The sequence below is a fragment of the Pseudomonas sp. NFX98 genome, from assembly GCF_047784845.1.
Classification (GTDB): domain Bacteria; phylum Pseudomonadota; class Gammaproteobacteria; order Pseudomonadales; family Pseudomonadaceae; genus Aquipseudomonas.
This window is the reverse complement of the sequence record NZ_JBLNNF010000006.1, coordinates 261,165-284,623: the sequence shown is the minus strand read 5'-3', so window position 1 is coordinate 284,623 and position 23,459 is coordinate 261,165. Positions and strand designations below refer to the sequence as shown.

Here is a 23,459-nt window from a genome sequence, read left to right as displayed (position 1 = left end):
CCAGCCTGATTCGAGAACACCATGCCTGAATTGCCGGAAGTCGAAACCACCCGTCGTGGCATTGCGCCGCACCTGGAAGGCCAGCGCGTCAGCCGGGTGATCGTGCGTGACCGGCGTCTTCGCTGGCCGATTCCTGAAGACCTCGATGTCCGCTTGTCGGGCCAGCGCATCGTGCTGGTGGAACGGCGCGCCAAGTATCTGCTGATCAACGCTGAAGTCGGCACCTTGATCAGTCACTTGGGTATGTCTGGGAATTTGCGTCTGGTGGAAGCCGGCTTGCCGGCGGCCAAACATGAGCATGTGGATATCGAACTGGAGTCGGGCCTGGCCCTGCGCTACACCGACCCGCGACGGTTTGGAGCGATGCTCTGGAGCCTCGACCCGCTCAACCACGAATTGTTGATTCGCCTGGGGCCGGAACCGCTGACCGATCTGTTCGACGGTGAGCGTTTGTTCCAGTTGTCTCGCGGGCGTTCGATGGCGGTCAAGCCGTTCATCATGGATAACGCGGTGGTGGTCGGCGTCGGCAATATCTACGCGACCGAAGCGCTGTTCGCAGCCGGGATCGACCCGCGCCGCGAAGCCAAGAGCATTTCCCGGGCGCGCTATCTGAAGCTGGCAATCGAGATCAAACGCATCCTCGCCGCGGCCATTGAGCGCGGCGGCACCACGCTGCGGGACTTTATCGGCGGTGACGGTCAGCCCGGCTACTTCCAGCAGGAACTGTTCGTGTACGGCCGAGGCGCCGAGCACTGCAAAGTCTGTGGTACGCAGTTGCGGGAAGTGAAACTCGGGCAGCGCGCCAGCGTCTTTTGCCCACGCTGCCAGAGCTGAAACGCCTACGGTCTATAGTCAGTGTTCTGACTGTTTAGCCGAAGGACCGCGCCATGAACCTGTTACGAACCCTTGTCGTCGCGTTGCTGCTGAGCGTCGGTGCATCAGCCGTGGCCAGCGGCGGCAGCGGTGATCCGCTGTACACCATCCAGAATCCACCGGCTTACGCCATGATTGGCGACTTGTTGATTGCCCGGCCTTTGCTGGTCGCGGCGACGGTGATTGGTGCCGGGGTGTTTGTGGTGTCGTTGCCGTTTACCGCGTTGGGGGGCGGCGTGGGCGATGCAGGGCAGGCGCTTGTGGTTGATCCGGCGAAAGCGGCGTTCGTGCGGTGTCTTGGGTGTATCGGGGAGGGGTTTGAGCGGCGGGAGTGAGTGCCGCAGAGTCAAAAGATCGCAGCCTTCGGCAGCTCCTACAGGGGATCACAATGTCTGTGGGAGCTGCCGAAGGCTGCGATCTTTCAGGGTTCTCAGGCCTTACCGGTAATCTTCCGGTACTTCTCCATCAACTGCTCTTCAGTCTCCGGATGGGCTTCGTCCAGCGGAATGCAATCGACCGGGCAGACCTGTTGGCACTGCGGTTCGTCATAGTGGCCGACACACTGGGTGCACAGGTTCGGGTCGATCACGTAGATCTCTTCGCCCTGGGAAATGGCGGCGTTCGGGCACTCGGGTTCGCAGACGTCGCAATTGATGCAATCGTCGGTGATGATCAGGGACATGCTAACTCCAGCCGGGGCGGCAGGCCCGGGCGCAATAAATCAATGCGCGTAATTGTGCCGCATTGGCGCCTGCGTTGCACGCGGGCGCCGATTGAGCGGTGATTACTTCTTGAACCGCTCGGTCAGCGCATCCGCCACCGCAGGGTGGACGAACTTGGTGATATCGCCGCCCAGGGCAGCAATTTCACGGACCAGCGTCGAGGAAATGAACGAATAACGCTCGGACGGGGTAAGAAACAGACTTTCCACATCCGGGGCCAGCTGACGGTTCATGTTGGCCAGCTGAAACTCGTATTCGAAGTCCGACACTGCGCGCAAACCACGCAGGAACACGTTGGCGTTCTTCTCTTTGGCGAAATGCGCCAACAGAGTCGAGAAGCCGACGACTTCAACGTTCGGCAGATGTTTAGTGACCTCGCGGGCCAGCTCCACTCGTTGTTCCAGAGGAAACAACGGGTTTTTCTTCGGGCTGGCGGCGACGGCAATGATCACGTGATCGAACAGGCGCGCGGCGCGTTCGACCAAGTCGCCATGGCCCTTGGTAATAGGGTCGAATGTACCTGGGTACAACACTCGGTTCATCGCGTCGTCCTGGCGGGAGTGCGTTGGGGAGTCGGATGGTATCGCAGCCTTCCCGGTCGGCCAAGTCGCCTGTTGGGTAAGAAAGCACTATAGACGATAGGAATATTCGTCATTTTCATGGGTTTTTCAAACGTTCTGCCAGGGAAGTCGCCAGTTGTGCCGTCAGGCCGTAGACCGACAGCTGCGGGTTTGCGCCAATGCTGGTGGGAAATAGCGAGCCGTCGTGAATCGACAGATTAGCCAATTGATGATGCCGGCCGAGGCTGTCGGTCACGGCGTTTTGCGGGTCTTCGCCCATCGCACAGCCGCCCATCACGTGTGCGCTGCCCAGCCGCGTGCGGTACAACTCCAGGCTAAGGCTGTCGATCAGCGTACGTGCTTCAGCGAGGGTTTTCACATAACGCGCATCGGCGTGCATCGGCATCACGGCCTTGGCGCCACCGGCGAACTGGATCTCGGCCATGGTGTGGAAGGCCCGGCGCAAACCGTCCCAGGCATAAGGCGACATCTGATAATCGAGCACGGGCGTGTCGTCGCCGCGCAATTCGACGCTGCCGCCCTGGCTGTCCGGGTGAAACCCGTCGCGCAGCAGCGCCAGCATGGCGTGGGTGTGCGGTAGATTGGCCATGTGCTGCGCATTTTCCCGGCCGAAGCCGCCGAGCAGCGTGGCCGCCAGGGCCGGGTGCAGCGGCGGAACCTCCAGTTTGTAAGCCATTGGGCCGGTGGTGCCGTCCTGCCATTGGAAATGGTCGGAATAGATCGACTGCGGAGCGCCATAGAACGGATTGACCACTTCGTCGAACAACGCGGCAGACATGTTCACCGGATGCAGGAACGTGCGCTTGCCCAATCGTTTGTGTGGATCGGGTGCTCCCGAGCGCATCAGCAACCCCGGTGTGTTGATCCCGCCGCCGGCCAGCACGTAGTGCCGCGCCTTGACCGTAATCTGGCGGCCGGTGGGCTCGACGCAGCGTTCGTCCATCGCCGAGCATTGCAGGCCGGTGATCTTGTCGCCGCTGATCAGGAGCTTTTCGGCGCGGGCCAGATAGATCAGCTCGCCGCCCTTTTCCAGGGTCGCCGGAATGGTCGTGACCATCATCGATTGCTTGGCGTTGGTCGGGCAGCCCATGCCGCAATAGCCGAGGTTCCAGCAACCGCGCACATTGCGCGGGATGACATGCCAGCTATAGCCGAGTTTTTCGCAGCCTTTGCGGATCACGTCATTGTTGGCGTTGGGCGGCACCATCCACGGCGCGACGCCCAGGCGCTGTTCCATTTTTTCGAACCACGGCGCCATTTCCGCCGGGCTGTGGCCCTTGACGTTGTGTTCTTTGGCCCAGTGTTCCAGGGTCGGTTCCGGGGTGCGGAAACTCGAGGTCCAGTTGATCAGCGTGGTGCCACCCACCGCACGGCCCTGAAGGATGGTGATCGCGCCGTCCTTGCTCATGCGACCGATGCCTTCCTGATAGAGGCTGGCGTAGGCCTGATCCTCGAGCAGCTTGAAGTCGCTGCTGGTCTTGAGCGGGCCTTCTTCGATCAGCAGCACTTTGTAGCCGGCAGCGCTGAGGATTTCCGCCGTGGTTCCACCGCCGGCACCGCTGCCGATGATCGCCACGTCCGCTTCGAGGGTCAGGTCCTGGCTCAGTTGCGAGCCGTTGTAGGTTTTCCAGCCACGGGCCATGCCTTCGCGGAACGGATCGGGTACGGGCATCTTCGGGTTCTCTTTTTATTATTGGAGGGCACGGTCAAATGTGGGAGCGACTCGGTTTCAAACGGTCGGCGGTCCGGGATACCCGCAATGCGCCCACGATTCCTTGCGCCCGTACCAGGCCATCATCACCAGTTGCAGCAATGAACTGTGACCCATGCGCAGCAGGCTCAACGAGCTGTTTTCCCAGCGATCGAGGAAGTGTCGGATTTCGTCGGCGCTGGCGTTTTCCCAACTGCCCCAGATCCCGGTCAACGGACCGCGGGTGACGGCCATACCCAACACATCGAACAGTTGCCGGGTCAGCTTGAGCATTTCCGGCGACAGGTGATCGAGGTTGTAATCCAGACTTTTGAGCGTGCCGTCGACGGCGTCTGGCATGCGTTCGGCGGACACGGCACCACTGAGCATCACCGGGAGCAGTGCCCGCAGAAACAGCAGGTCGCCACTGCGCAGTGTTGCGAATCCGCTTTGCGCAGCGCCCGACGAACAGCCACTGAGACTGGCGCCCAATCCGGCCGTGGCGAGAAAGGCGCTGGCGCCGAGGCTGAACTTGAGCAGGCCGCGCCGTGACAGCGCGGGAGTATCGGACAGGCTTGGGTTCATTCTTGTTATTACCCGAGTGTGACGACCGTCAGCGGATAAACAGCTTCTGGATCAGTTTCTGAATGGATTTGCCGTACGGCGGGTAAATCAACTTCGCCGCGTTAAAGCGCTGTTTGATCAGCACACCCTTCGCCTTGCTGAAGGTCAGGAAGCCTTCGTGGCCGTGGTAATGGCCCATGCCCGAAGCCCCGATGCCGCCGAACGGCATGTCGTCCTGGGCGACGTGCAGCAGCGTGTCGTTGAGGCACACGCCACCGGAATGGGTTTCGTGCAGTACGCGGTTTTGTTCGCGCTTGTCGTAGCCGAAGTAGTACAGCGCCAGTGGGCGAGGGCGCTGGTTGATGTAGGCAAACGCCTGATCGAGATCCTTGTACGGCACGATCGGCAGCAATGGGCCGAAGATTTCGTCCTGCATCACCGTCATGTCGTCAGTGACATTGAGCAGCAGGCTATGGCCCATGCGCCGGCCCTGGCCCTGCTCGAACAGCGGAATCAGCAGCGCGCCCTTACTGGTGGCGTCGCTGACGTAGCCGTTAAGGCGTGCCAGTTGTCGGTCATTGATGATCGCGGTGTAGTCCGGGTTATCCGCAAGCGTCGGATAAAACCCGCGAACCACCTGACGGTAGGCTTCAACAAAAGACCCGACGCGTTCTTCCGGCACCAGCACGTAGTCAGGGGCCACGCAGGTCTGCCCGGCGTTGAGCGTCTTGCCGAACGCGATGCGTTCGGCGGCATCCTTGAGCGGCACGTCGTGGGACACGATGGCCGGGGACTTGCCGCCCAGTTCCAGGGTGACCGGCGTCAGGTTCTCCGCCGCCGCGCGCATCACGTGTTTGCCGATGCTGGTGGCGCCGGTGAACAGCAAGTGATCGAAACGCAGCCGCGAAAAAGCCACGCCGATATCGGCCTCGCCCAGCACCACGCAAACCAGGTCTTCGGGGAAGATGCGCGCCAGCAGTTCTTTCATCAACAAACCGGTGGCGGGGGTCGATTCGCTGAGTTTGAGCATGACCCGATTGCCTGCCGACAACGCGCCGACCAGAGGCCCGATGGCCAGGTACAGCGGGTAGTTCCACGGGACGATCACCCCGACTACGCCCAGCGGCTGGTAAACCACTTTGGCCGAGGCCGGCTGGAAAGCTGCGCCGACTTTGCGCCGCGAGGCGCGCATCCAGCCCTTGAGATGGCGGCTGGCGTAATGGATGCCGTGCAGGCTCGGCATCAGTTCGGCGAGCAGGGTTTCATCGGCGCTGCGATGGCTGAAATCCTGGCTGATCGCTTCGATCAAGGCCTGACGTTCGGTGTTCAATAAATCCTTCAACGCCTTGAGCCATTGCTGACGCTGGGCCGCGGGAGGCATTGGATTGGCTGCATAAGCGGCGCGCTGCGCATCGAACAGGGCCTGAAGCTCTTCCAGAGGCTGCTGGAGATTTTGCAGGTAGGAAATATCAGCAGTCATGGTCGGCTCCGGATTTATTGTAATGACGCACTTTTTAGAGTCTATGCTCTAGAAAGTCAAATGCCTTCCTCCGCGCGGCGATGTTCCATCCGCTTGCGGATAGGTCGTAAGATGCCCGCCAACGCACTCTGAATTAAAGCTCAAGCCATGGCCCCACGGATCAAAACCAGCGAGCGCATCGTGCAGAACAGCCTGGAGCTGTTCAATCAGCAGGGTGAGCGCAGCATCAGCACCAACCACATCGCTGCCCATATGGAAATTTCCCCGGGCAACCTGTACTACCACTTCCCGAACAAGCAGGCGATCATCGCCGTGTTGTTCAGCGAGTACGAAAGCCTGGTGGACAGTTTCCTGCGCCCGCCACAGGGGCGCGCCGCGACGGTGGAAGACAAGCGCTTCTATCTGAAGGAGTTGCTCTCGGCGATGTGGGGCTACCGGTTTTTGCATCGTGACCTTGAGCATCTGCTCGATAGCGATCCGGAACTGGCCGCCCGTTACCGGCGCTTTTCCCAGCGCTGCGTCATCCAGGGCATGGCCATCTACGAAGGTTTCGTTGCCGCCGGCATCCTGAAAATGGACCGGGTGCAGATTGAATCCCTGACCCTCAATGCCTGGATCATCCTCACTTCCTGGGTGCGCTTTCTGTGCACCACGCGGGAAAACTCCAGCCACCTCAGCGAGCAGGCGATCAAGCGCGGCGTCTATCAAGTGCTGGTGTTGGAGGCCGGATTCGTCACGGATCAGGCGCGCGAGGCGGTCAACGCTTTGTTCGAGGAGTTTTACGTGCCACTGGCCCAAGCGCTGGAAGAAATCTGAATCAACGAATGCAGCAGGACCGAAAATCGCCCATCACAGGAGCCCGTTATGCCCATTGCGCAACTGATCAGCCCGCAAGCACTGGACCTGAAAAAGGACCAGCCGGGGTTGGTGGTTCTGGATTGTCGTTTTGCCCTCGAAGACCCGGATTACGGTCAGCGCAGCTACGCCGAAGGGCACATTGCCGGGTCGAGTTTTGCCGATCTCGAGCGCGATCTCAGCGGCAAAGTGGTCAAGGGTGTGACCGGTCGTCATCCGCTTCCCGAGCCGGCAGAGCTGATCGAGCGCCTGCAAGCCTGGGGCATCAACAACGACAGTGACGTGGTTTTGTACGACGACGGTCCGGGTGCCTACGCGGCGCGGGCCTGGTGGTTGCTGGCCTGGCTGGGCAAGCGTGATGGCGTGTTCATTCTCGATGGCGGGCTCAAGGCGTGGCACGCGGCGGGTTTGCCTCTGAGCCTTGATTCGCCGTCGATCATTCGCGGCACGTTCACCGGTACGCCTGATGCTTCGTTGCTGCTCAGTGCCGAACAACTGCAGAAGCGTCTCGCACAACCGGAACTGACCTTGCTCGATGCGCGCGCACTGCCGCGTTTCAAAGGTGAAGTGGAGCCGATCGATCCGATTGCCGGACACATCCCCGGTGCGCAATGCGCGGCGTTTACCGACAACCTGGGCGGTGACGGGCGCTTCCTGCCGGCCGATCAACTCAAGCAGCGCTTTGCCGCGAAACTCGGAAATCGCTCGCCGGATGATCTGGTGGCGTATTGCGGCTCGGGCGTGACGGCTTGCCACAACCTGTTTGCGTTGTGTCTGGCGGGTTATCCGTTGGGGGCGTTGTATGCCGGGTCTTGGAGCGAGTGGATCAATGATCCTGCGCGGGGCGTCGCCAAGGGCGAGTGAAGATCAAAAGATCGCAGCCTTCGGCAGCTCCTACATTGGAATTCAAACCCTGTAGGAGCTGCCGAAGGCTGCGATCTTTTCGTTTCTAAAGCCTAGCGCTTCGATACGCCCCCGGCCCAACGCCATACACCTGCTTGAACTGCCGACTCAGATGACTCTGGTCGGCAAATCCCAACTGCGTAGCCACTTCCAGCGGCAAACACCCACTCTGCAATAACCCCCGCGCTCGGGCGATGCGCTGCTGCATCAACCAGGTGTGCGGCGGCATGCCCGTTGCGCGACGGAACACCCGTGCGAAGTGAAAGGGTGACAGGTTCACCGCCGCCGCCAGCTCCTCCAGCGAGGGCGGTGCCGCCAGCTGCGCATGCAGCAACTCCTTGGCCAGACTCACCGCCCGATGTTCCTTGCCGGGTTTGCCTGCCTCCGCCACCGCCGCATGACGCTGCAACAACGACAGCATCAATTCCCGCCAGGCAGTTTGCTGTTGCAGGGCCGTCGACGGACTTTCCAACAGGCGATGCAACTGGCAGAAGCCGTTCACCAGATCCGGGTCGCGATACAGCGTGGCGCCGAATGCCGGCGGGTTGTGGGTCGGCAGTTCGAGTTCGGCCAACAGTGACAGGATCTGCCCGCTGTCCGGATAAAACGCCCGGTACAGCCAGCCGTCCTCCGTGCCCTTGTGGCCGGTGTGCAGTTCGTCAGGGTTGATCAACACCAGCGTGCCGCTGCCCGCCAGGTGCTCGGCGCCGCGATAGCGATAACGCTGGGCACCGGCCATGATCATGCCGATCACATAGCCGTCATGCACGTGTGGGGCGAAGCGGTGTTCGATGTAGCGCGCCGACAACAACTCGACCCCGGCCAACGGCGCCGTTTGCCAGAAACGGATCGATTCGCCCTGATCGAGGTCCACGGCTTACCCGCGACCTGCGTTGGCCAGCCAGCGCGGGATGCGCCGCTCCAGGTAGTAACCCGGTTGCCTGACCGAACCGTCGACAAACCCGACATGCCCACCCTTGGCCTGCAATTCGAGTTGCGTGCAGGCCGACAATTCATCAGCGTGCGGCAGGCTGTGGGGAAACACGAACGGATCGTCGGCAGCCTGAATGATCAGGGTCGGCGTGCGAATTTCCCCGAGGAAGTAGCGGCTCGACGCGCGCCGATAATAATCCTCGGCATCGACGAAACCGTTCAGCGGCGCGGTGACCCGGCCATCGAAATCCCAGAAGGTGCGCATGTTCTCCAGCGAGCCGAGCGCCGCTAACGCCGCCAGGCCATCCTCGCGCCCGTCATGCTGGAACTGCCGCTGCTTGTTCTTGATGTAGGCCAGCATCTCGCGCATGAAATGCGCCTGATAGACCTTTGAGAATCCTTGGCCGATCCGGTCGGCGCACTGGTCCAGACGAAAAGGCACTGACACCGCTACGGCACCCATCACACCGCTGTTACTGCCGGATTCACCCAAATGTTTGAGCAGGACATTGCCGCCCAGGGAATAACCGACCGCATACAACGGTGCGAGAGGCCGCTTGGCCCGCAGATGCCTGATGGTTTCGGCCAGGTCCTCGCTGGCGCCGGAATGGTAACTGCGCGGCAAAAGATTGGGTTCGCCGGAGCAGCCACGCCAGTTCAGCGCAACACTGGCCCAGCCTCGGTCACCCAGCGTTTTTTGCATCCCGGCCACGTAAGGCGAGTTAGACGAGCCGGTCAGCCCGTGCAGCACCAGCACCAACGGCGCATCAACGCTGTGCGGTCCGTGCCAGTCTAGGTCGAGGAAGTCGCCATCTTCGAGCCACAAGCGTTCACGTTGGCGTTCGATGTGCGTGGTTTTTCGCCACAGCGGCCCCCACAAGGTCTGCAAGTGCGGGTTGCCGAGGCCGAAGGCGGGGGTGAAGCGTTCAGACGGATGGGACACGATTGTTCTCGATGCAGCGGCGCGCGCCTGTGTGCGGTGCGCGCCTTGTTCAGGCCGGTCGATTAACCGGCGATCTCTGCCATACGTTGCCACAACGAATAATAGACCCGCCCGGATTTTTGCTCGCGGTGCAGGCGCCAGTTGCCCGGCAGGCCGAGCGTCGACGGTGCGGATTCGCTTTCGGTGTACACCCACGCGTCCTCGGCCAGCCATTGGCGCTCTTCGAGCAACTTGCATACGGCGGGCAGCAGGTTCTGGTTGAACGGCGGGTCGAGGAACACCAGGTCGTAAGCCGTGGCGGTCTGGGTTTCCAGGTAGCGCAGGGCATCGGCGGTTTGCACCTTGCCGGTGGTGCAGCGCAGCGTTCCCAGATGCTCCTTGAGGCTGGACACCGCGATACTGCTGGCATCCAGCGCCTGACCCATGGCCGCGCCACGGGACAAGGCTTCGAGGAACAGCGCGCCGCTGCCGGTGAACGGGTCGAGCACCTTGGCACCCGCTACATACGGCGCAAGCCAGTTGAACAGGGTTTCACGCACCCGGTCCGGCGTCGGGCGCAGGCCCGGGGCATCGGGGAAGCTCAGTTTACGGCTGCGCCATTCGCCGCCGATGATGCGCAGTTGGTTCACGCCGTTATGCACGTTGTGAACAGGTTTTTTAGGACGGGAAGTAGCCATTAATGCTCCGGAACCCCGAGCGGTTGCTCGGCAGGTTTATCAGTAGGGGCCGGTAACGGCTTTTGCGGCACGGTCGGGCCAGCGCTGACGATGACCATTTTGTCCGTGCTCAGGTGTTTGTTCATGGCCGCTTTGACTTGCTCGACGGTTAGGTTCTGGGACTGCTGCATGAAGTCTTCCAGATGGCTCAACGGCAGATTATAGAAGCCGATGGCGCCCAACTGACCGACGATATCGGCGTTGCTGGCGGTGGACAGCGGGAAGCTGCCGGCCAGTTCGCGCTTGGCGTCGTCGAGTTCTTTTTCGGTCGGACCGGTCTTGAGGTAGTCCGCCAGAACATCTTGCACCAATTTCAGGGTGCCTTCGCTCATTTCAGCGCGGGTCTGCAAGTTGATCATGAATGGTCCTCGCGCCTGCATCGGGCTGAAGCCCGAATACACGCCATACGCCAGGCCGCGCTTCTCGCGCACTTCGCTCATCAGTCGAGTACCGAAGCCGCCACCACCGAGGATCTGGTTGCCCATGGACAATGCTGCGTAATCCGGATCGTCACGGTCGATACCCAGTTGCGCGAGCATCAGGTTGGTCTGCTTGGACGGGAACTCGATGTGGCCGATGCTGGCCTTGGGTTCGGTCGGTTGCGCGATTTTCGGCAGGGCCGGGCCTTTGGGCAGGGCGGCGGAAACCTGTGCGGCAATGGCTTCGGCTTCGGCGCGGGACAAGTCGCCAACCAGTGCGATCACCACGTTGCCGGCCGCGTAGGCTTTCTCGTGGAAAGCACGCAGTTGCGCCAGGGTCACGGTCGGAACGGTTTTCGCCGTGCCATCGCTGGCGTGCGCGTACGGATGGTCGCCATACAAGCGGTTCATCAGTTCGAGGCTGGCCAGTTTGCCGGGGTTTTGTTTCTGGTATTCGAAACCGGCGAGCATCTGGTTCTTGATGCGGGTGAACGAGTCGGCCGGGAAGGTCGGTTTGCCGACGACTTCAGCGAACAGCTTCAACGCCGGTTCGCGTTTGTCCGGTGCGCTGAGGCTGCGCAGCGACGCTACCGCCATGTCTTTGTAGGCACCGTTGCCGAAATCGGCACCCAGGCCTTCGAAGCCTTGGGCGATGGCGCTGACGTCTTTACCAGCCACGCCTTCATTGAGCATGGCGTTGGTCAGCAGGGCCAGGCCAGGTGCGTCACCGTCCTGGCTACTGCCAGCGGAAAAGATCAGGCGCATGTCGAACATCGGCAGCTCACGGGCTTCGACGAACAAGACCCTGGCGCCTTCGGCGGTGCTCCAGGTTTGTACGTCGAGTTTGCGGTGGCTTGGTGCCTTGCCGTTGAGTTCGGTCAGCGATTGCAGCTTCTGGTTGGCCTTGGCCTTGTCCAGCGCTTCGCTGGCGTTGGACTCGTCGGTCTTCGAGAAATAGAACGCGGCGGACCCGATCAGGGCGACGGCGATCAGGCCAAGCAGGGCCAGGCGTGGTTTTTTATGTTCACTCATGAGTCGTCTCCTCCGGCAGTACATGGGCGACGCTGAGACGTTCGCGGGTGAAATACAGCTTGGCGGCTTTCTGGATGTCTTCCGGGGTCACGCTTTCCAGGTCGGCGAGTTCGGTGTCCATCAGTTTCCAGGACAGACCGACGGTTTCCAGTTGACCGATGGCGGTGGCCTGGCTGGTGATCGAATCGCGCTCGTAGACGAGCCCGGCGATAACCTGCGCGCGCACGCGCTCCAGTTCTTCAGTGGTCGGTGCGGTGGTTTTCAGCTGTTCAAGCAGCTTCCACAAACCGGCTTCAGCCTGGGCGATGGTTTTCTTTTTCTGGCTGTTCGGTGTTGCCGACAAGGTGAACAGACTGTCGCCGCGGGTGTAGGCGTCGTAGCTCGACGAACCGCCGGACACCAGCTCTTCGCCGCGTTCCAGTTGGGTCGGGATGCGCGCGCTGTAGCCGCCGTCGAGCAACGCGGAAATCAGGCGCAAGGCATTCACCGAGCGCTTGTCTTCGGCGGTGGCGATGCTCGGCACGTTGAAGGCCAGCATCAGGCTCGGCAATTGGGTCTTCACGTGCAGGGTGATCTGGCGTTCGCCGGGCTCGGCCAGTTCCAGCGGTTTTTTCGCGGCCGGCACATCACGTTTGGCGATCGGGCCGAAGTAGCGCTGGGCCAGGGTTTTGACTTCCTCAGGCGTCACGTCGCCGACCACCACCAGCGTGGCGTTGTTCGGGACGTACCAGGATTCATACCAGTGGCGCAGCTCTTCGACTTTCATGCGGTCCAGGTCCGCCATCCAGCCGATGGTCGGCGTGTGATAGCCGCTGGCCGGGTACGCCATGGCCTTGAAGCGCTCGTAGGCCTTGGACATGGGTTTGTCGTCGGTACGCAGGCGACGCTCTTCTTTAATGACTTCGATTTCCCGGGCGAACTCGTCCGGTGGCAGGCGCAGGTTGGCCATGCGGTCGGCTTCCAGTTCGAAGGCCACACCCAGGCGGTCGCGGGCCAGTACCTGGTAGTACGCGGTGAAATCGTCGCTGGTGAAGGCGTTCTCTTCAGCGCCGAGGTCGCGCAGGATCAGCGACGCTTCGCCGGGGCCGACTTTCTCGCTGCCTTTGAACATCATGTGTTCCAGGGCGTGGGACAGGCCGGTCTGACCCGGTGTCTCGTAGCTGGAACCAACCTTGTACCAGACCTGGGAAACCACCACAGGCGCACGATGGTCTTCGCGCACGACGACCTTCAAGCCGTTGTCGAGGGTGAATTCGTGGGTCGGTTGTGGATCGGCAGCCAGGGCCGAGAGGGGCAGGCAAACTGTGCTGAGCAGCAGGCCTGCGGCGCGGCGGGCTAGAGCATTCATTCGTTTTTAAACCTTTGGGGCTGCCCGCTTGTTCTTAGCGTCAGCGGGCGAGAGGGTGCTAGGATACTGATCCGTTTTAGCGGCGGCCACGCCTATCAGGCCTTTATGCTCGATCAGGTTGAATGGGTTTGCGACGGAAGGTGTGAATTTATCAACTGAATTCTGCTTTTTCGCCGATTTTGCTGCTTTAGTCCTATGACAAATCGATTCTTTGAGGCGCCGATGAGCGCCTCGACAAAATGTTGCGCGTGAACAAGCTGGGTCAATCGCAGTCTGTTCTGCATCGAATATTTATTTGCCGGGGCGCCATTGGCGCGTCGCTACCGTGAGATAGCCGTCCTCCATGTTTGGTTCCAACGACGACAAGAAGACCCCAGCTGCGGCTGGCGAGAAGAAAAGCCTGTTCGGATGGCTGCGCAAAAAGCCGCAGGAAGCCGTCGTCGAACAGCCACAGCCACTTCCTGAGCCAACAACCTCGCCGGCGCCGGTAATAGAAGCTGAACCTGCGCCGGTGGTGTTGCCGATCGCCGAACCGGTGCTGCAACCGGTCGTCGAGCCTGTAAACGATGTCGCGGCCGAGTTGCCGCTGGCTCCGGTCGCGGAGCCATGGCTGACCTTGCCGGTGGCGGAAGAGCCGGTGGCATTGGTCGAAGATGAGTTGGCGCCGCATGTGACACCGCCGATTCCTGCGCCGACTGCATTTACGCCAGAGCCAGTTCAGGTTCCGGTGGTTGAGCCAATCGTTGAGGTTGCGCCCGAGCCTGTCGTTCCGGCATTCGTTGCGCCGGCAGCACCAGCCGTTCAAATGCCCGAGCCTGCACCTGCACCTGCACCTGCACCTGCACCTGCCATCGAGCCCGTCGTCGCTGCGCCAGTCGAAACCCCGGTCGAACCTGCACGCACCGAAGAGTCCAAAGCCGGTTTCTTCGCCCGTCTCAAGCAAGGCCTTTCCAAGACCAGCGCCAGCATCGGCGAAGGCATGGCCAGCCTGTTCCTGGGCAAGAAAGCCATCGATGACGAGTTGCTCGATGACCTCGAAACCCGCCTGTTGACCGCCGACGTAGGCGTCGAGGCCACTTCGGTGATCATTCAGCGCCTGACCCAAAAAGTCGCGCGCAAAGAACTGGCCGATGCCGATGCGCTGTACAAATCCCTGCAAGCCGAGCTGGCAGCGATGCTCAAGCCTGTCGAGCAACCGCTGAAAATCACCTCGCAGAACAAGCCGTTCGTGATTCTGGTGGTCGGCGTCAACGGCGCCGGCAAGACCACCACCATCGGCAAATTGGCGAAGAAGCTGCAACTGGAAGGCAAGAAAGTCATGCTCGCCGCCGGCGACACCTTCCGCGCCGCCGCCGTTGAGCAATTGCAGGTCTGGGGTGAGCGCAACAAGATCCCGGTGATCGCCCAGCACACTGGCGCCGACTCCGCTTCGGTGATCTTCGACGCCGTGCAGGCCGCCAAGGCCCGTGGCATCGACGTGCTGATCGCCGACACCGCCGGTCGTCTGCACACCAAAGACAACCTGATGGAAGAACTGAAAAAGGTTCGCCGGGTCATCAGTAAGCTCGACGCCGACGCGCCGCACGAAGTGCTGCTGGTGCTCGACGCCGGCACCGGCCAGAACGCCATCAACCAGGCCAAGCAATTCAACCAGACCGTCGAGCTGACCGGCCTGGCGCTGACCAAACTCGACGGCACCGCCAAGGGCGGGGTGATCTTTGCCCTGGCCAAGCAGTTTGGTCTGCCGATCCGTTACATCGGCGTCGGCGAAGGCATCGACGATTTGCGCACTTTTGAAGCTGAACCCTTTGTCCAGGCACTGTTTGCCGAGCGGGAGCGTTCATGATTCGTTTCGAACAGGTCGGTAAACGCTACCCGAACGGTCACGTCGGCTTGCATGAGCTGAGCTTTCGAGTCCGTCGGGGCGAGTTTCTGTTTGTGACCGGCCATTCCGGCGCGGGTAAATCCACGCTGTTGCGCCTGTTGCTGGCCATGGAGCGCCCGACCAGCGGCAAGCTGCTGCTCGCCGGGCAAGACCTGAGCACCATCAGCAACGCGCAGATTCCATTCCTGCGCCGGCAAATCGGCGTGGTGTTCCAGAACCATCAGTTGCTGTTCGATCGCACCGTCTTCAACAACGTTGCGCTGCCGTTGCAGATTCTTGGCCTGTCCAAGGCTGAAATCGCCAAACGCGTGGATTCGGCCCTGGAGCGCGTGGCGCTGTCGGACAAGACCGATTTGTACCCTGGCGACCTGTCCACCGGTCAGCAACAGCGCGTCGGCATTGCCCGCGCCATCGTTCACCGCCCGGCCTTGCTGCTGGCGGACGAACCGACCGGTAACCTCGACCCGCGTCTGGCGGCAGAAATCATGGGCGTGTTCGAAGACATCAACCGCCTGGGCACCAGCGTGCTGATCGCCAGTCACGACCTGGCGCTGATTGCGCGTATGCGCCATCGCATGCTGACCCTGCAACGCGGCCGATTGATCGGCGACGGGGAGGCTGCAGAATGAGCGCAACACGCAGTCCGAAGGTTTCCGAGCGCGTGGCCCCGAAAGCCGCCGATCCGCAGCCGAAGAAGAAAAAACACGACGATGATGACGGCCCGGACTTTGCCACGCTGTTCCGCGCCTGGGTCGAAAGTCATCGCGCCAGCTTGCTGGACAGCCTGCGCCGCCTTGGCAAGCAGCCGATCGGCAGCTTCTTCACCTGTATGGTGATGGCGGTAGCCCTGAGTTTGCCCATGGGGCTGTCACTCCTGCTAAGCAACGTCGAGCGTCTGGGTGGTTCCTGGCAGCGTGCGGCGCAGATTTCCCTGTATCTGCAAATTGAAGCCAGCCCGGCTGAAGGCGAATCGCTGCGCGAGCAGATCAAGGGCATGCCCGGCGTGGCCGATGCCGAATATGTCGGGCGGGATCAGGCGCTGGAAGAGTTCCAGCAGCAGTCCGGCCTGGGTGAGGCGCTCAAGGAGCTGCCGGAAAACCCGCTGCCCGGCGTGGTCCTGGTGACGCCGAACGAAGTCGACAAGCCGGCCCTTGAAGCATTAAGACAAAAACTTTCCGAGTTGCCGAAGGTACAACAGGCGCAGCTTGATCTAGTCTGGGTCGAGCGTCTGGCAGCCATCCTCAAGTTGGGTGACCGTTTTGTCTTCGGTCTGACCGTGCTTTTGGTTTCTGCATTACTTTTGGTGATAGGCAATACCATTCGTCTTCATATTGAAAACCGCCGCACAGAGATAGAAGTGATTAAACTCGTGGGCGGCACTGACAGCTATGTGCGCAGGCCCTTTCTGTATATGGGCGCGCTGTATGGTTTCGGGGCGGGGATCCTTTCCTGGGGGGTGCTGGCGTTCGGTCTTGACTGGCTGAACGACGCGGTCGTCGGATTAGCCGGTTTGTATGGCAGTGATTTCGCACTGGCCGGCGTGCCGGTTGCCGACGGTCTGTCTCTCTTGCTTGGCGCGGTGCTGTTGGGTTATATCGGTGCATGGATTGCAGTCGCACGTCATCTCAGGGAGCTGGCGCCGAAGTAGAATCTTTTTTGCGCGTGATTGACCTCGCGGTTTTTTGGGAACTTGTACTTGATTTCCCGGTCAATTTTTCGCAGTGCCGAGAGGCACGAGTATGTAAGTGGGAGGTTTTTTCGTATGACCAATTCTTTGCAACCTGCGTATGCGTTGGTTCCGGGTGCGAACCTGGAAGCCTACGTGCACACCGTCAACAGCATTCCATTGCTGACGCCGGAGCAGGAGCGTGAACTGGCCGAGAGTCTCTACTATGAGCAGGATTTGGGGGCGGCTCGGCAGATGGTGCTTGCCCACCTGCGTTTTGTCGTACATATCGCCCGTAGCTATTCCGGCTACGGTCTGGCTCAGGCTGACCTGATCCAGGAAGGCAACGTCGGCCTGATGAAGGCCGTGAAGCGCTTCAACCCGGAAATGGGCGTGCGCCTGGTGTCGTTCGCTGTGCACTGGATCAAGGCGGAAATTCACGAGTTCATCCTGCGCAACTGGCGCATCGTGAAAGTCGCGACCACCAAGGCCCAGCGCAAACTGTTCTTCAACCTGCGCAGCCAGAAAAAACGTCTGGCCTGGTTGAACAACGAGGAAGTCCATCGTGTGGCGGAAAGCCTCGGCGTAGAGCCTCGGGAAGTGCGCGAGATGGAAAGTCGCCTGACCGGCCATGACATGGCCTTCGACCCGGCTGCCGAAGCAGACGACGACAGCGCTTTCCAGTCGCCGGCCAACTATCTGGAAGACCACCGGTACGACCCGGCGCGTCAACTGGAAGATGCCGACTGGAGCGACAACTCCAACCACAACCTGCACGAAGCGCTGGAAGTGCTGGACGACCGCAGCCGTGACATCCTCTACCAGCGCTGGCTGGCAGAAGAAAAGGCCACGCTGCACGACCTGGCGCAGAAGTACAACGTGTCGGCCGAGCGTATTCGTCAGCTGGAAAAGAGCGCGATGAACAAGCTCAAAGTGTCGATTGCCGCGTAATTAGCGAGAAGGCAATAAAAAACGCCCCGATCATTGATCGGGGCGTTTTTGTTTTTGGCTCAAAAGATCGCAGCCTTCGGCAGCTCCTACACTAGATCGCGTAACTTTGTAGGAGCTGCCGAAGGCTGCGATCTTTTGATTTTCAGTTATTGGGACCAAGGCGCCCGACGCGAATCATTAAGCCCCACCAGATAGCTATCGCCACCCAACTGACTCATCTGCCGCCGAATCCAGCCCGCACGCCGCGCCACGTACGGGGTCGGATGGCTGGCACTCCACACACGCGGGTTGGGCAGAACGGCGGCCAACAAACTCGATTGCTGGCGACTGAGGCCTTTGGCGCTCACGCCAAAGTGATGCCTGGCCGCCGCTTCGGCACCAAACACGCCGTCATCCCATTCGACACTGTTGAGGTAGACCTCAAGAATCCGTTGCTTGGGCCAGAACACTTCGATCAAACCGGTAAACCAGGCTTCCAGCCCCTTGCGCAGCCAGCTGCGGCCGGACCACAGGAACAGGTTTTTTGATACTTGCTGGCTGAGGGTGCTGGCGCCGCGAATCGAGCCGCCGAGTTCGTTGTGGGCCAGGGCTGCCTTGATCGCATTGACGTCGAAGCCCCAGTGCTCCGGGAATTTCTGGTCTTCGCCGGCAATCACCGCGACTTTCAGGTCATCGGAGATCTCTTCCCAGGGTTTCCAGGTGCGTTGCAGATCAATGGGCTCGCCATCGATCCAGGATTCGATCTTGCGCTCGACCATCAGCGCCGTTCCCGGTGGTGGTACCACGCGGAAAATCAGCACCAACAGGACGCTGCCGCCCATGAACCAGAGCACGGCCTTGGTGAAACGACGGAAATAGATACGCAGCATAGAGATGGCTTGGCCGAACCCGTTGAGCGGGCCATTATACAGACCCTGTTGATCGAGTCTGACTGGAGTTCTGCATGCTGCGTGGCTTTCTGATGCTGGCCGCTTTTTTCGGCTTCACCGGTGTCGGCCTTGGCGCCTTTGCCGCCCATGGCCTGAAAAACCGTCTTAGTGCCGAGTACCTGGCGATTTTCCATACCGGCGTGACCTATCAGCTGGTGCACACCCTGGCGTTGCTGGGCGTCGCATTGCTGGCCACGCAGATTCCCGGTCGCCTTGTCACCTGGGCCGGCGCATCGTTTGCCATCGGCATCCTGTTGTTTTCCGGAAGCCTGTACGTGCTGACGCTGACCGGTGTCAGCAAGCTCGGCATCATCACGCCGTTCGGTGGCCTGGCGTTTCTGGTCGGCTGGTTCTGCCTGGGGTTGGCCGCCTGGCGGTTGAGCTGACCGTGCAGTCCATTTCATGACGAATGGCTTGGGTCAGCCTGACTGATCGGGCTAGAATGCCAGCCCCTAAAAATGATGGCGGCCTTGCGCATGCGCATTCAGTTGAACGGCGAATCCTTTGAACTGCCCGACGGTGAAACCGTTGCGGCCCTGATCACCCGTCTGGACCTGACCGGACGCCGGGTGGCGGTCGAACTCAATCTGGATATCGTCCCGCGCAGCCAGCATGCAGACACCACTTTAAATGACGGCGACAACGTCGAAGTGGTGCACGCCATCGGCGGCGGCTAGCCGTCTGGCCCAAGGGCCGACACAATTCTGCAAGAACCTCACCCCTACAGAGGATTTCCCATGAGCATCGTTCGTAGCGACAAGCCTTTCGTCCTGGCCGGTCGTACTTACCAGTCGCGTTTGCTGGTCGGTACCGGCAAGTACCGTGACATGGAAGAAACCCGCACCGCCATCGAAGCTTCGGGTGCCGAGATCGTCACCTTTGCTGTGCGCCGCACCAACCTCGGGCAGATCGAGGGCGAGCCGAACCTGCTCGAAGTGCTGTCGCCGGATCGCTACACCTTCCTGCCGAACACCGCCGGTTGCTACGACGCTATCGAGGCCGTGCGCACCTGTCGCCTGGCCCGTGAACTGCTCGACGGCCACAACCTGGTGAAGCTGGAAGTGCTGGCGGATCAGAAAACCCTGTTCCCCAACGTGATCGAAACCCTCAAGGCCGCCGAAACGCTGGTCAAGGAAGGCTTCGACGTGATGGTCTACACCAGTGATGACCCGATCATCGCCCGTCAATTGGCGGAAATCGGCTGCATCGCGGTGATGCCGCTGGCCGGTCTGATCGGTTCGGGGTTGGGAATCTGCAACCCGTACAACCTGCAAATCATCCTCGAAGAAGCCAAGATTCCCGTGTTGGTGGATGCCGGTGTCGGTACTGCGTCCGACGCCACTATCGCGATGGAACTGGGCTGTGATGCCGTGCTGATGAACTCGGCAATCGCCCACGCCCAACAACCGGTCATGATGGCCGAAGCCATGAAACACGCCATCGTTGCCGGACGCCTGGCTTACCTCGCCGGCCGCATGCCGAAAAAACTCTATGCCAGCGCCTCTTCGCCGCTGGATGGTCTGATCAAGTAAGAGCCATTGATGACTGAATCGAACGACACGCCTATCCAGACGGAAGAAGGCGACGAGCGCCAACACCGCCGCATCAAGAGTTTCGTGATGCGCGCCGGGCGCATGACCGAAGGCCAGCAAAAAGGCCTGGATCAGGGCACGCCGCTGTTTGTGCTGCCGTTGGCTGACGCGCAGGTGGATTTCGACCAGGTGTTCGGTCGCTCGGCACCGCGCTCGCTGGAAATCGGTTTCGGCATGGGCCATTCGCTGCTGGAAATGGCCGCCGCTTCGCCGGAGCAGGACTTCATCGGCGTGGAAGTGCACCGTCCGGGTGTCGGCGCGCTGCTCAATGGCGTGCTGACCCAAGGCCTGACCAACCTGCGAGTCTACGATTGCGATGCGATCGAAGTGCTCAACCGATGCGTGGCTGACAACAGCCTTGATCGCCTGATGCTGTTCTTCCCGGACCCGTGGCACAAGAGCCGTCACCACAAGCGTCGTATCGTTCAGGCGTCGTTCGCTGAACTGGTACGCAGCAAGTTGAAGGTCGGCGGCATCCTGCACATGGCTACCGACTGGGAACCGTATGCTGAGTACATGCTGGAAGTAATGAACGTCGCGCCGGGTTATCGCAACTTGGCCGAAGACGGCAAGTGCGTACCGCGCCCGACCGAACGCCCGATCACCAAGTTCGAACGCCGCGGCGAACGTCTTGGGCATGGGGTTTGGGATTTGAAGTTCGAGAAGCAGTCCTAAGCCGTAACGCTATAAAAACTGTAGGAGCCGAGCTTGCTCGCGATGAGGCCATAACATTCAACATCTATGCTGACTGTTAAACCGCCATCGCGAGCAAGCTCGGCTCCTACAGTTGTTTTGGGTGGGCCGAAGATCAGCGGCGGTCAGCGACTACGCCAATCAACACCAACACCACCAGCAACACCGGCGCCAGGCTGTAGTTGTTGAACTGGCTCAAACCCCGAACGATCCACGGCGTGGCGTAGATCAGCGCAGCGCCGCTGCCTATCATGCACAGCAGGGCCATCAGCGGGACGCGCAAGGCGCCGGCGATGCTGCCCAGGCGTTGCTCGACCCAGCCTTTGAAATCCGCACCGAACAGCACCAGCAGACAGCCTACCAAGGCCAGGGCGATTTCCGAGAGGTTGCTGCGGCTCCAGCGAGACACGGTGGCAAGCAGGTCGAGTACCAAATCCATTCGATTTCCTTATGTCAGAAATTTCTGCAGCAAGTCATTGAGGAAGAGTTGTCCGCGCTCGGTGGCTACCAGACGTGACGGTTCGACCTGCAACAGGCCGCTTTGTTCGGCTTCACGGCGGCCTTCGGCAAGGCTTTCCAGGGACATGCCGGTGCGTTCCGGGTACAGCCGCGATTCAACGCCTTCAGTCAGGCGAAGTGCGTTCATCAGGAACTCGAACGGCATTTCATCATTGCCCAGCGCTTTCTCGCCAGCCTGAAAGCGTTTCGCCGGATTCAGGTAATCCTTCGGCAAGCGGGTTTTCCAGGTGCGGACAATGCGCCCGTCCGGGTGGCTGAGCTTGCCATGGGCACCGGCGCCGATGCCGATGAAGTCGCCAAAACTCCAGTAATTGAGGTTGTGGCGCGCCGGGCGACCGGGCAGGGCATAGGCCGAGACTTCGTATTGTGCGTAACCGTGTTCGGCGAGCAGCGCCTGGCCGGCTTCCTGAATGTCCCACAGCGTGTCGTCTTCCGGCAGCGTCGGCGGCTGGTTCCAGAACACGGTGTTCGGCTCCAGGGTCAGCTGATACCACGACAGGTGCGTGGGCTTAAGGGCGATGGCGGTGCGCAGGTCCGCCAGGGCATCGTCCAGAGACTGATTCGGCAAGCCATGCATCAAGTCCAGGTTGAAGTTATCGAACCCGGCCTGACGCGCCATGCCGGCGGCTCGCACCGCTTCGTCGCCGTTGTGGATGCGGCCCAGGGCCTCGAGTTTTTCCTGCTGAAAGCTCTGGATACCGATCGACAGGCGATTGATCCCCAATTTCCGGTACGCGACGAACTTGTCCTGCTCGAACGTCCCTGGATTGGCTTCCAGGGTGATTTCGATGTCGCTGGCAAACGCAATGCGCTGTTCGACGCCTTTGAGCAAGCGACCCAACGCTGCAGCGCTGAACAGGCTTGGCGTGCCGCCACCAAAGAAAATCGAGCTCAGTTCTCGCCCGTAAACGGCGTGCAGGTCCTGATCGAGATCGGCCAGCAATGCGTCGACATACTCTTCTTCCGGCAGCTCGGGGCTGGCGGTGTGGGAGTTGAAGTCGCAATAAGGGCATTTGCGTACACACCACGGGATGTGGATGTACAGCGCCAAGGGCGGCAGCACAGGCAGGGCCGCACGAGGCGATTGTGCGTCGCCGCCGAAGATCAGCGGCGACGCGGATGATTCACGGGTCATTTCAAGCCCAGACGCTGGCGCAGCAGATCCATTGCACGGGCGCGGTGGCTGATCTGGTTTTTGTCGCTCGGGCTGAGCTCGGCGCTGGAGCAATCGCGCTCCGGCACCCAGAACAGCGGGTCATAGCCAAAACCGTGTTCGCCGCTGGCCTGGGTCAAAATGCGCCCGTGCCACAAGCCTTCGCAGAGGATCGGCAGCGGATCGTCGGCATGACGCACCAGTGCAAGTACGCAAACGAACTGCGCGCCGCGCTCGGCTTCCGGCACGTCCTTCAACACATCGAGCAGCTTGGCGTTGTTCGCCGCATCGCCCTTGCCGTCGGCGTAGCGCGCGGAGTAGATGCCCGGTGCGCCGCCAAGGAAATCCACCGCCAGCCCGGAGTCGTCGGCCAGCGCCGGCAGGCCGGAGATGCGCGCGGCATTGCGGGCCTTGAGGATGGCGTTCTCAACGAACGACAGACCGGTTTCTTCAGGCTCGATGCTGCTGAACTCGCCGATCGAGCGCAGTTGCACCGAATCGCCGAGCATGGCCTGGAGTTCTTTCAGTTTGCCGGCGTTGTGGCTGGCCAATACGAGTTGCGTGAAGTTGATCATTCGCCGGGGAAGAGCTCTTGGTTGAAGTTGATGGTGTTGATTTTGTCACCGGTCTGCACCTTGATGTCGAAGGTGCGGGTTTCCTGCTGCGGGACCGGGTATTGGGCAATGTAGTAGATCGCGCCCTGCTCGGTAATCTGTTTGAATTCCAGCGGTACGCTTTGGCTGGTCAGGTCTTTCACCGTGCCCGTGACCTGCGCCGTCAGCGGTTTGCCATCCTTGAGCACCGAAATGTTGATCACGCCCTGGTTTTTGCTGCGGTTGAGCTGCGCGGCTTTGGCGATGTCCGGTGTCAGGAACGTGGAGTTGAAGGTGTTGTAGTGCACCGTCACGTCGCCAAATTTTTCCTGGCGATCACCTTTGATCGCATCGGCGGCCATGGCCGTGACGCTCAGGCAGGCGGTGAGTAGAAACAGCGCTAGACGACCCATGATCGT

At 60.8% G+C, this 23,459-nt stretch carries 27 protein-coding genes; 12 read left to right on the top strand and 15 right to left on the bottom strand.

The window, feature by feature from the left end; translation table 11 throughout:
- Positions 1–21 precede the first annotated feature (21 nt).
- Positions 22–834, top strand: a complete 813-nt coding sequence (mutM, locus tag ACM110_RS10485; protein ID WP_338583709.1) for a bifunctional DNA-formamidopyrimidine glycosylase/DNA-(apurinic or apyrimidinic site) lyase — start codon at positions 22–24, stop codon at positions 832–834.
- A 53-nt stretch (positions 835–887) separates the two neighbouring features.
- Positions 888–1,208: a multidrug transporter gene (locus tag ACM110_RS10480; RefSeq protein WP_416127711.1), complete on the top strand. Its 321-nt coding sequence runs from the start codon at positions 888–890 to the stop codon at positions 1,206–1,208.
- 95 nt (positions 1,209–1,303) lie between these two features.
- On the opposite strand, the gene ACM110_RS10475 is transcribed toward ACM110_RS10480, so the two are convergent.
- The 5 genes from ACM110_RS10475 to ACM110_RS10455 all read right to left on the bottom strand — a co-directional run bounded on the left by ACM110_RS10475 (position 1,304) and on the right by ACM110_RS10455 (position 5,910).
- Positions 1,304–1,555, bottom strand: a complete 252-nt coding sequence (locus tag ACM110_RS10475) for a YfhL family 4Fe-4S dicluster ferredoxin (protein WP_003195146.1) — start codon at positions 1,553–1,555, stop codon at positions 1,304–1,306.
- A 102-nt stretch (positions 1,556–1,657) separates the two neighbouring features.
- Positions 1,658–2,137, bottom strand: a complete 480-nt coding sequence (coaD, locus tag ACM110_RS10470) for a pantetheine-phosphate adenylyltransferase (protein ID WP_007945531.1) — start codon at positions 2,135–2,137, stop codon at positions 1,658–1,660.
- Positions 2,138–2,252: 115 nt separating this feature from the next.
- Complete coding sequence (locus ACM110_RS10465) at positions 2,253–3,848, bottom strand: GMC family oxidoreductase N-terminal domain-containing protein (protein WP_416127710.1); 1,596 nt, start codon at positions 3,846–3,848, stop codon at positions 2,253–2,255.
- Positions 3,849–3,905: 57 nt separating this feature from the next.
- Positions 3,906–4,451 carry a twin-arginine translocation pathway signal protein gene (locus tag ACM110_RS10460; RefSeq protein ID WP_416127709.1) on the bottom strand — a complete coding sequence of 182 codons (546 nt, stop codon included), beginning with the start codon at positions 4,449–4,451 and terminating at the stop codon, positions 3,906–3,908.
- 28 nt (positions 4,452–4,479) lie between these two features.
- Positions 4,480–5,910 (bottom strand): coniferyl aldehyde dehydrogenase, encoded by a 1,431-nt coding sequence (locus tag ACM110_RS10455; RefSeq protein ID WP_416127708.1) that lies wholly within the window; start codon positions 5,908–5,910, stop codon positions 4,480–4,482.
- Between the two features lie 147 nt (positions 5,911–6,057).
- On the opposite strand from ACM110_RS10455, the gene ACM110_RS10450 reads away from it, so the two are divergent.
- Positions 6,058–6,726 (top strand): TetR/AcrR family transcriptional regulator, encoded by a 669-nt coding sequence (locus ACM110_RS10450; protein WP_338583704.1) that lies wholly within the window; start codon positions 6,058–6,060, stop codon positions 6,724–6,726.
- Between the two features lie 48 nt (positions 6,727–6,774).
- Positions 6,775–7,629 (top strand): sulfurtransferase, encoded by an 855-nt coding sequence (locus ACM110_RS10445; RefSeq protein WP_416127707.1) that lies wholly within the window; start codon positions 6,775–6,777, stop codon positions 7,627–7,629.
- Between the two features lie 85 nt (positions 7,630–7,714).
- Here ACM110_RS10445 and ACM110_RS10440 read toward each other — a convergent pair whose 3' ends face one another.
- From ACM110_RS10440 to ACM110_RS10420, 5 genes are all read right to left on the bottom strand, one after another.
- Positions 7,715–8,542, bottom strand: a complete 828-nt coding sequence (locus tag ACM110_RS10440; RefSeq protein WP_416127706.1) for an AraC family ligand binding domain-containing protein — start codon at positions 8,540–8,542, stop codon at positions 7,715–7,717.
- 3 nt (positions 8,543–8,545) lie between these two features.
- Positions 8,546–9,544, bottom strand: coding sequence for a hydrolase (locus tag ACM110_RS10435; protein WP_416127705.1), 999 nt, complete (start codon positions 9,542–9,544; stop codon positions 8,546–8,548).
- Between the two features lie 62 nt (positions 9,545–9,606).
- Positions 9,607–10,221 carry a 16S rRNA (guanine(966)-N(2))-methyltransferase RsmD gene (rsmD, locus tag ACM110_RS10430; protein ID WP_416127704.1) on the bottom strand — a complete coding sequence of 205 codons (615 nt, stop codon included), beginning with the start codon at positions 10,219–10,221 and terminating at the stop codon, positions 9,607–9,609.
- Positions 10,221–11,711 carry a M16 family metallopeptidase gene (locus ACM110_RS10425; RefSeq protein WP_416127703.1) on the bottom strand — a complete coding sequence of 497 codons (1,491 nt, stop codon included), beginning with the start codon at positions 11,709–11,711 and terminating at the stop codon, positions 10,221–10,223. Before ACM110_RS10425 ends, rsmD begins: the two co-directional genes overlap by 1 nt.
- Entirely contained in the window at positions 11,704–13,059 is a 1,356-nt protein-coding gene (locus ACM110_RS10420; RefSeq protein ID WP_416127702.1) for a M16 family metallopeptidase, read from the bottom strand. Before ACM110_RS10420 ends, ACM110_RS10425 begins: the two co-directional genes overlap by 8 nt.
- Positions 13,060–13,402: 343 nt before the next feature.
- On the opposite strand from ACM110_RS10420, the gene ftsY reads away from it, so the two are divergent.
- From ftsY to rpoH, 4 genes are all read left to right on the top strand, one after another.
- Positions 13,403–14,905 (top strand): signal recognition particle-docking protein FtsY, encoded by a 1,503-nt coding sequence (gene ftsY, locus ACM110_RS10415; protein ID WP_416127701.1) that lies wholly within the window; start codon positions 13,403–13,405, stop codon positions 14,903–14,905.
- The gene (gene ftsE / locus ACM110_RS10410; protein WP_095057385.1) at positions 14,902–15,573 is read left to right on the top strand and encodes a cell division ATP-binding protein FtsE; all 672 of its coding nucleotides are present in this window, start codon (positions 14,902–14,904) and stop codon (positions 15,571–15,573) included. The genes ftsY and ftsE overlap by 4 nt, the downstream gene beginning before the upstream one ends.
- The gene (gene ftsX, locus ACM110_RS10405; RefSeq protein ID WP_416127700.1) at positions 15,570–16,592 is read left to right on the top strand and encodes a permease-like cell division protein FtsX; all 1,023 of its coding nucleotides are present in this window, start codon (positions 15,570–15,572) and stop codon (positions 16,590–16,592) included. Before ftsE ends, ftsX begins: the two co-directional genes overlap by 4 nt.
- 114 nt (positions 16,593–16,706) lie before the next feature.
- Entirely contained in the window at positions 16,707–17,561 is an 855-nt protein-coding gene (gene rpoH, locus ACM110_RS10400; RefSeq protein WP_150746650.1) for an RNA polymerase sigma factor RpoH, read from the top strand.
- Between the two features lie 146 nt (positions 17,562–17,707).
- Here rpoH and mtgA read toward each other — a convergent pair whose 3' ends face one another.
- The gene (gene mtgA, locus ACM110_RS10395; protein WP_338583691.1) at positions 17,708–18,430 is read right to left on the bottom strand and encodes a monofunctional biosynthetic peptidoglycan transglycosylase; all 723 of its coding nucleotides are present in this window, start codon (positions 18,428–18,430) and stop codon (positions 17,708–17,710) included.
- Between the two features lie 74 nt (positions 18,431–18,504).
- Between mtgA and ACM110_RS10390 the strand changes: the two genes are divergently transcribed.
- The 4 genes from ACM110_RS10390 to trmB all read left to right on the top strand — a co-directional run bounded on the left by ACM110_RS10390 (position 18,505) and on the right by trmB (position 20,757).
- Positions 18,505–18,876, top strand: a complete 372-nt coding sequence (locus tag ACM110_RS10390) for a DUF423 domain-containing protein (protein ID WP_056853989.1) — start codon at positions 18,505–18,507, stop codon at positions 18,874–18,876.
- A gap of 90 nt (positions 18,877–18,966) precedes the next feature.
- Complete coding sequence (gene thiS, locus ACM110_RS10385) at positions 18,967–19,167, top strand: sulfur carrier protein ThiS (RefSeq protein WP_160386128.1); 201 nt, start codon at positions 18,967–18,969, stop codon at positions 19,165–19,167.
- A 60-nt stretch (positions 19,168–19,227) separates the two neighbouring features.
- The gene (locus ACM110_RS10380; RefSeq protein WP_150701761.1) at positions 19,228–20,022 is read left to right on the top strand and encodes a thiazole synthase; all 795 of its coding nucleotides are present in this window, start codon (positions 19,228–19,230) and stop codon (positions 20,020–20,022) included.
- Between the two features lie 9 nt (positions 20,023–20,031).
- The gene (gene trmB / locus ACM110_RS10375) at positions 20,032–20,757 is read left to right on the top strand and encodes a tRNA (guanosine(46)-N7)-methyltransferase TrmB (protein ID WP_416127699.1); all 726 of its coding nucleotides are present in this window, start codon (positions 20,032–20,034) and stop codon (positions 20,755–20,757) included.
- A 133-nt stretch (positions 20,758–20,890) separates the two neighbouring features.
- On the opposite strand, the gene ACM110_RS10370 is transcribed toward trmB, so the two are convergent.
- The 4 genes from ACM110_RS10370 to ACM110_RS10355 are packed head-to-tail and all read right to left on the bottom strand — an operon-like array spanning position 20,891 to position 23,453.
- Positions 20,891–21,214: a DUF3392 domain-containing protein gene (locus tag ACM110_RS10370; protein ID WP_175387412.1), complete on the bottom strand. Its 324-nt coding sequence runs from the start codon at positions 21,212–21,214 to the stop codon at positions 20,891–20,893.
- Positions 21,215–21,223: 9 nt separating this feature from the next.
- A complete protein-coding gene (gene hemW, locus ACM110_RS10365) occupies positions 21,224–22,429 on the bottom strand; it encodes a radical SAM family heme chaperone HemW (RefSeq protein WP_416127698.1) in 1,206 nt (401 codons plus the stop codon).
- Positions 22,426–23,022: an RdgB/HAM1 family non-canonical purine NTP pyrophosphatase gene (gene rdgB / locus ACM110_RS10360; protein ID WP_416127697.1), complete on the bottom strand. Its 597-nt coding sequence runs from the start codon at positions 23,020–23,022 to the stop codon at positions 22,426–22,428. The genes hemW and rdgB overlap by 4 nt, the downstream gene beginning before the upstream one ends.
- Positions 23,019–23,453 (bottom strand): DUF4426 domain-containing protein, encoded by a 435-nt coding sequence (locus tag ACM110_RS10355; protein WP_416127696.1) that lies wholly within the window; start codon positions 23,451–23,453, stop codon positions 23,019–23,021. The genes rdgB and ACM110_RS10355 overlap by 4 nt, the downstream gene beginning before the upstream one ends.
- Positions 23,454–23,459: the final 6 nt, after the last annotated feature.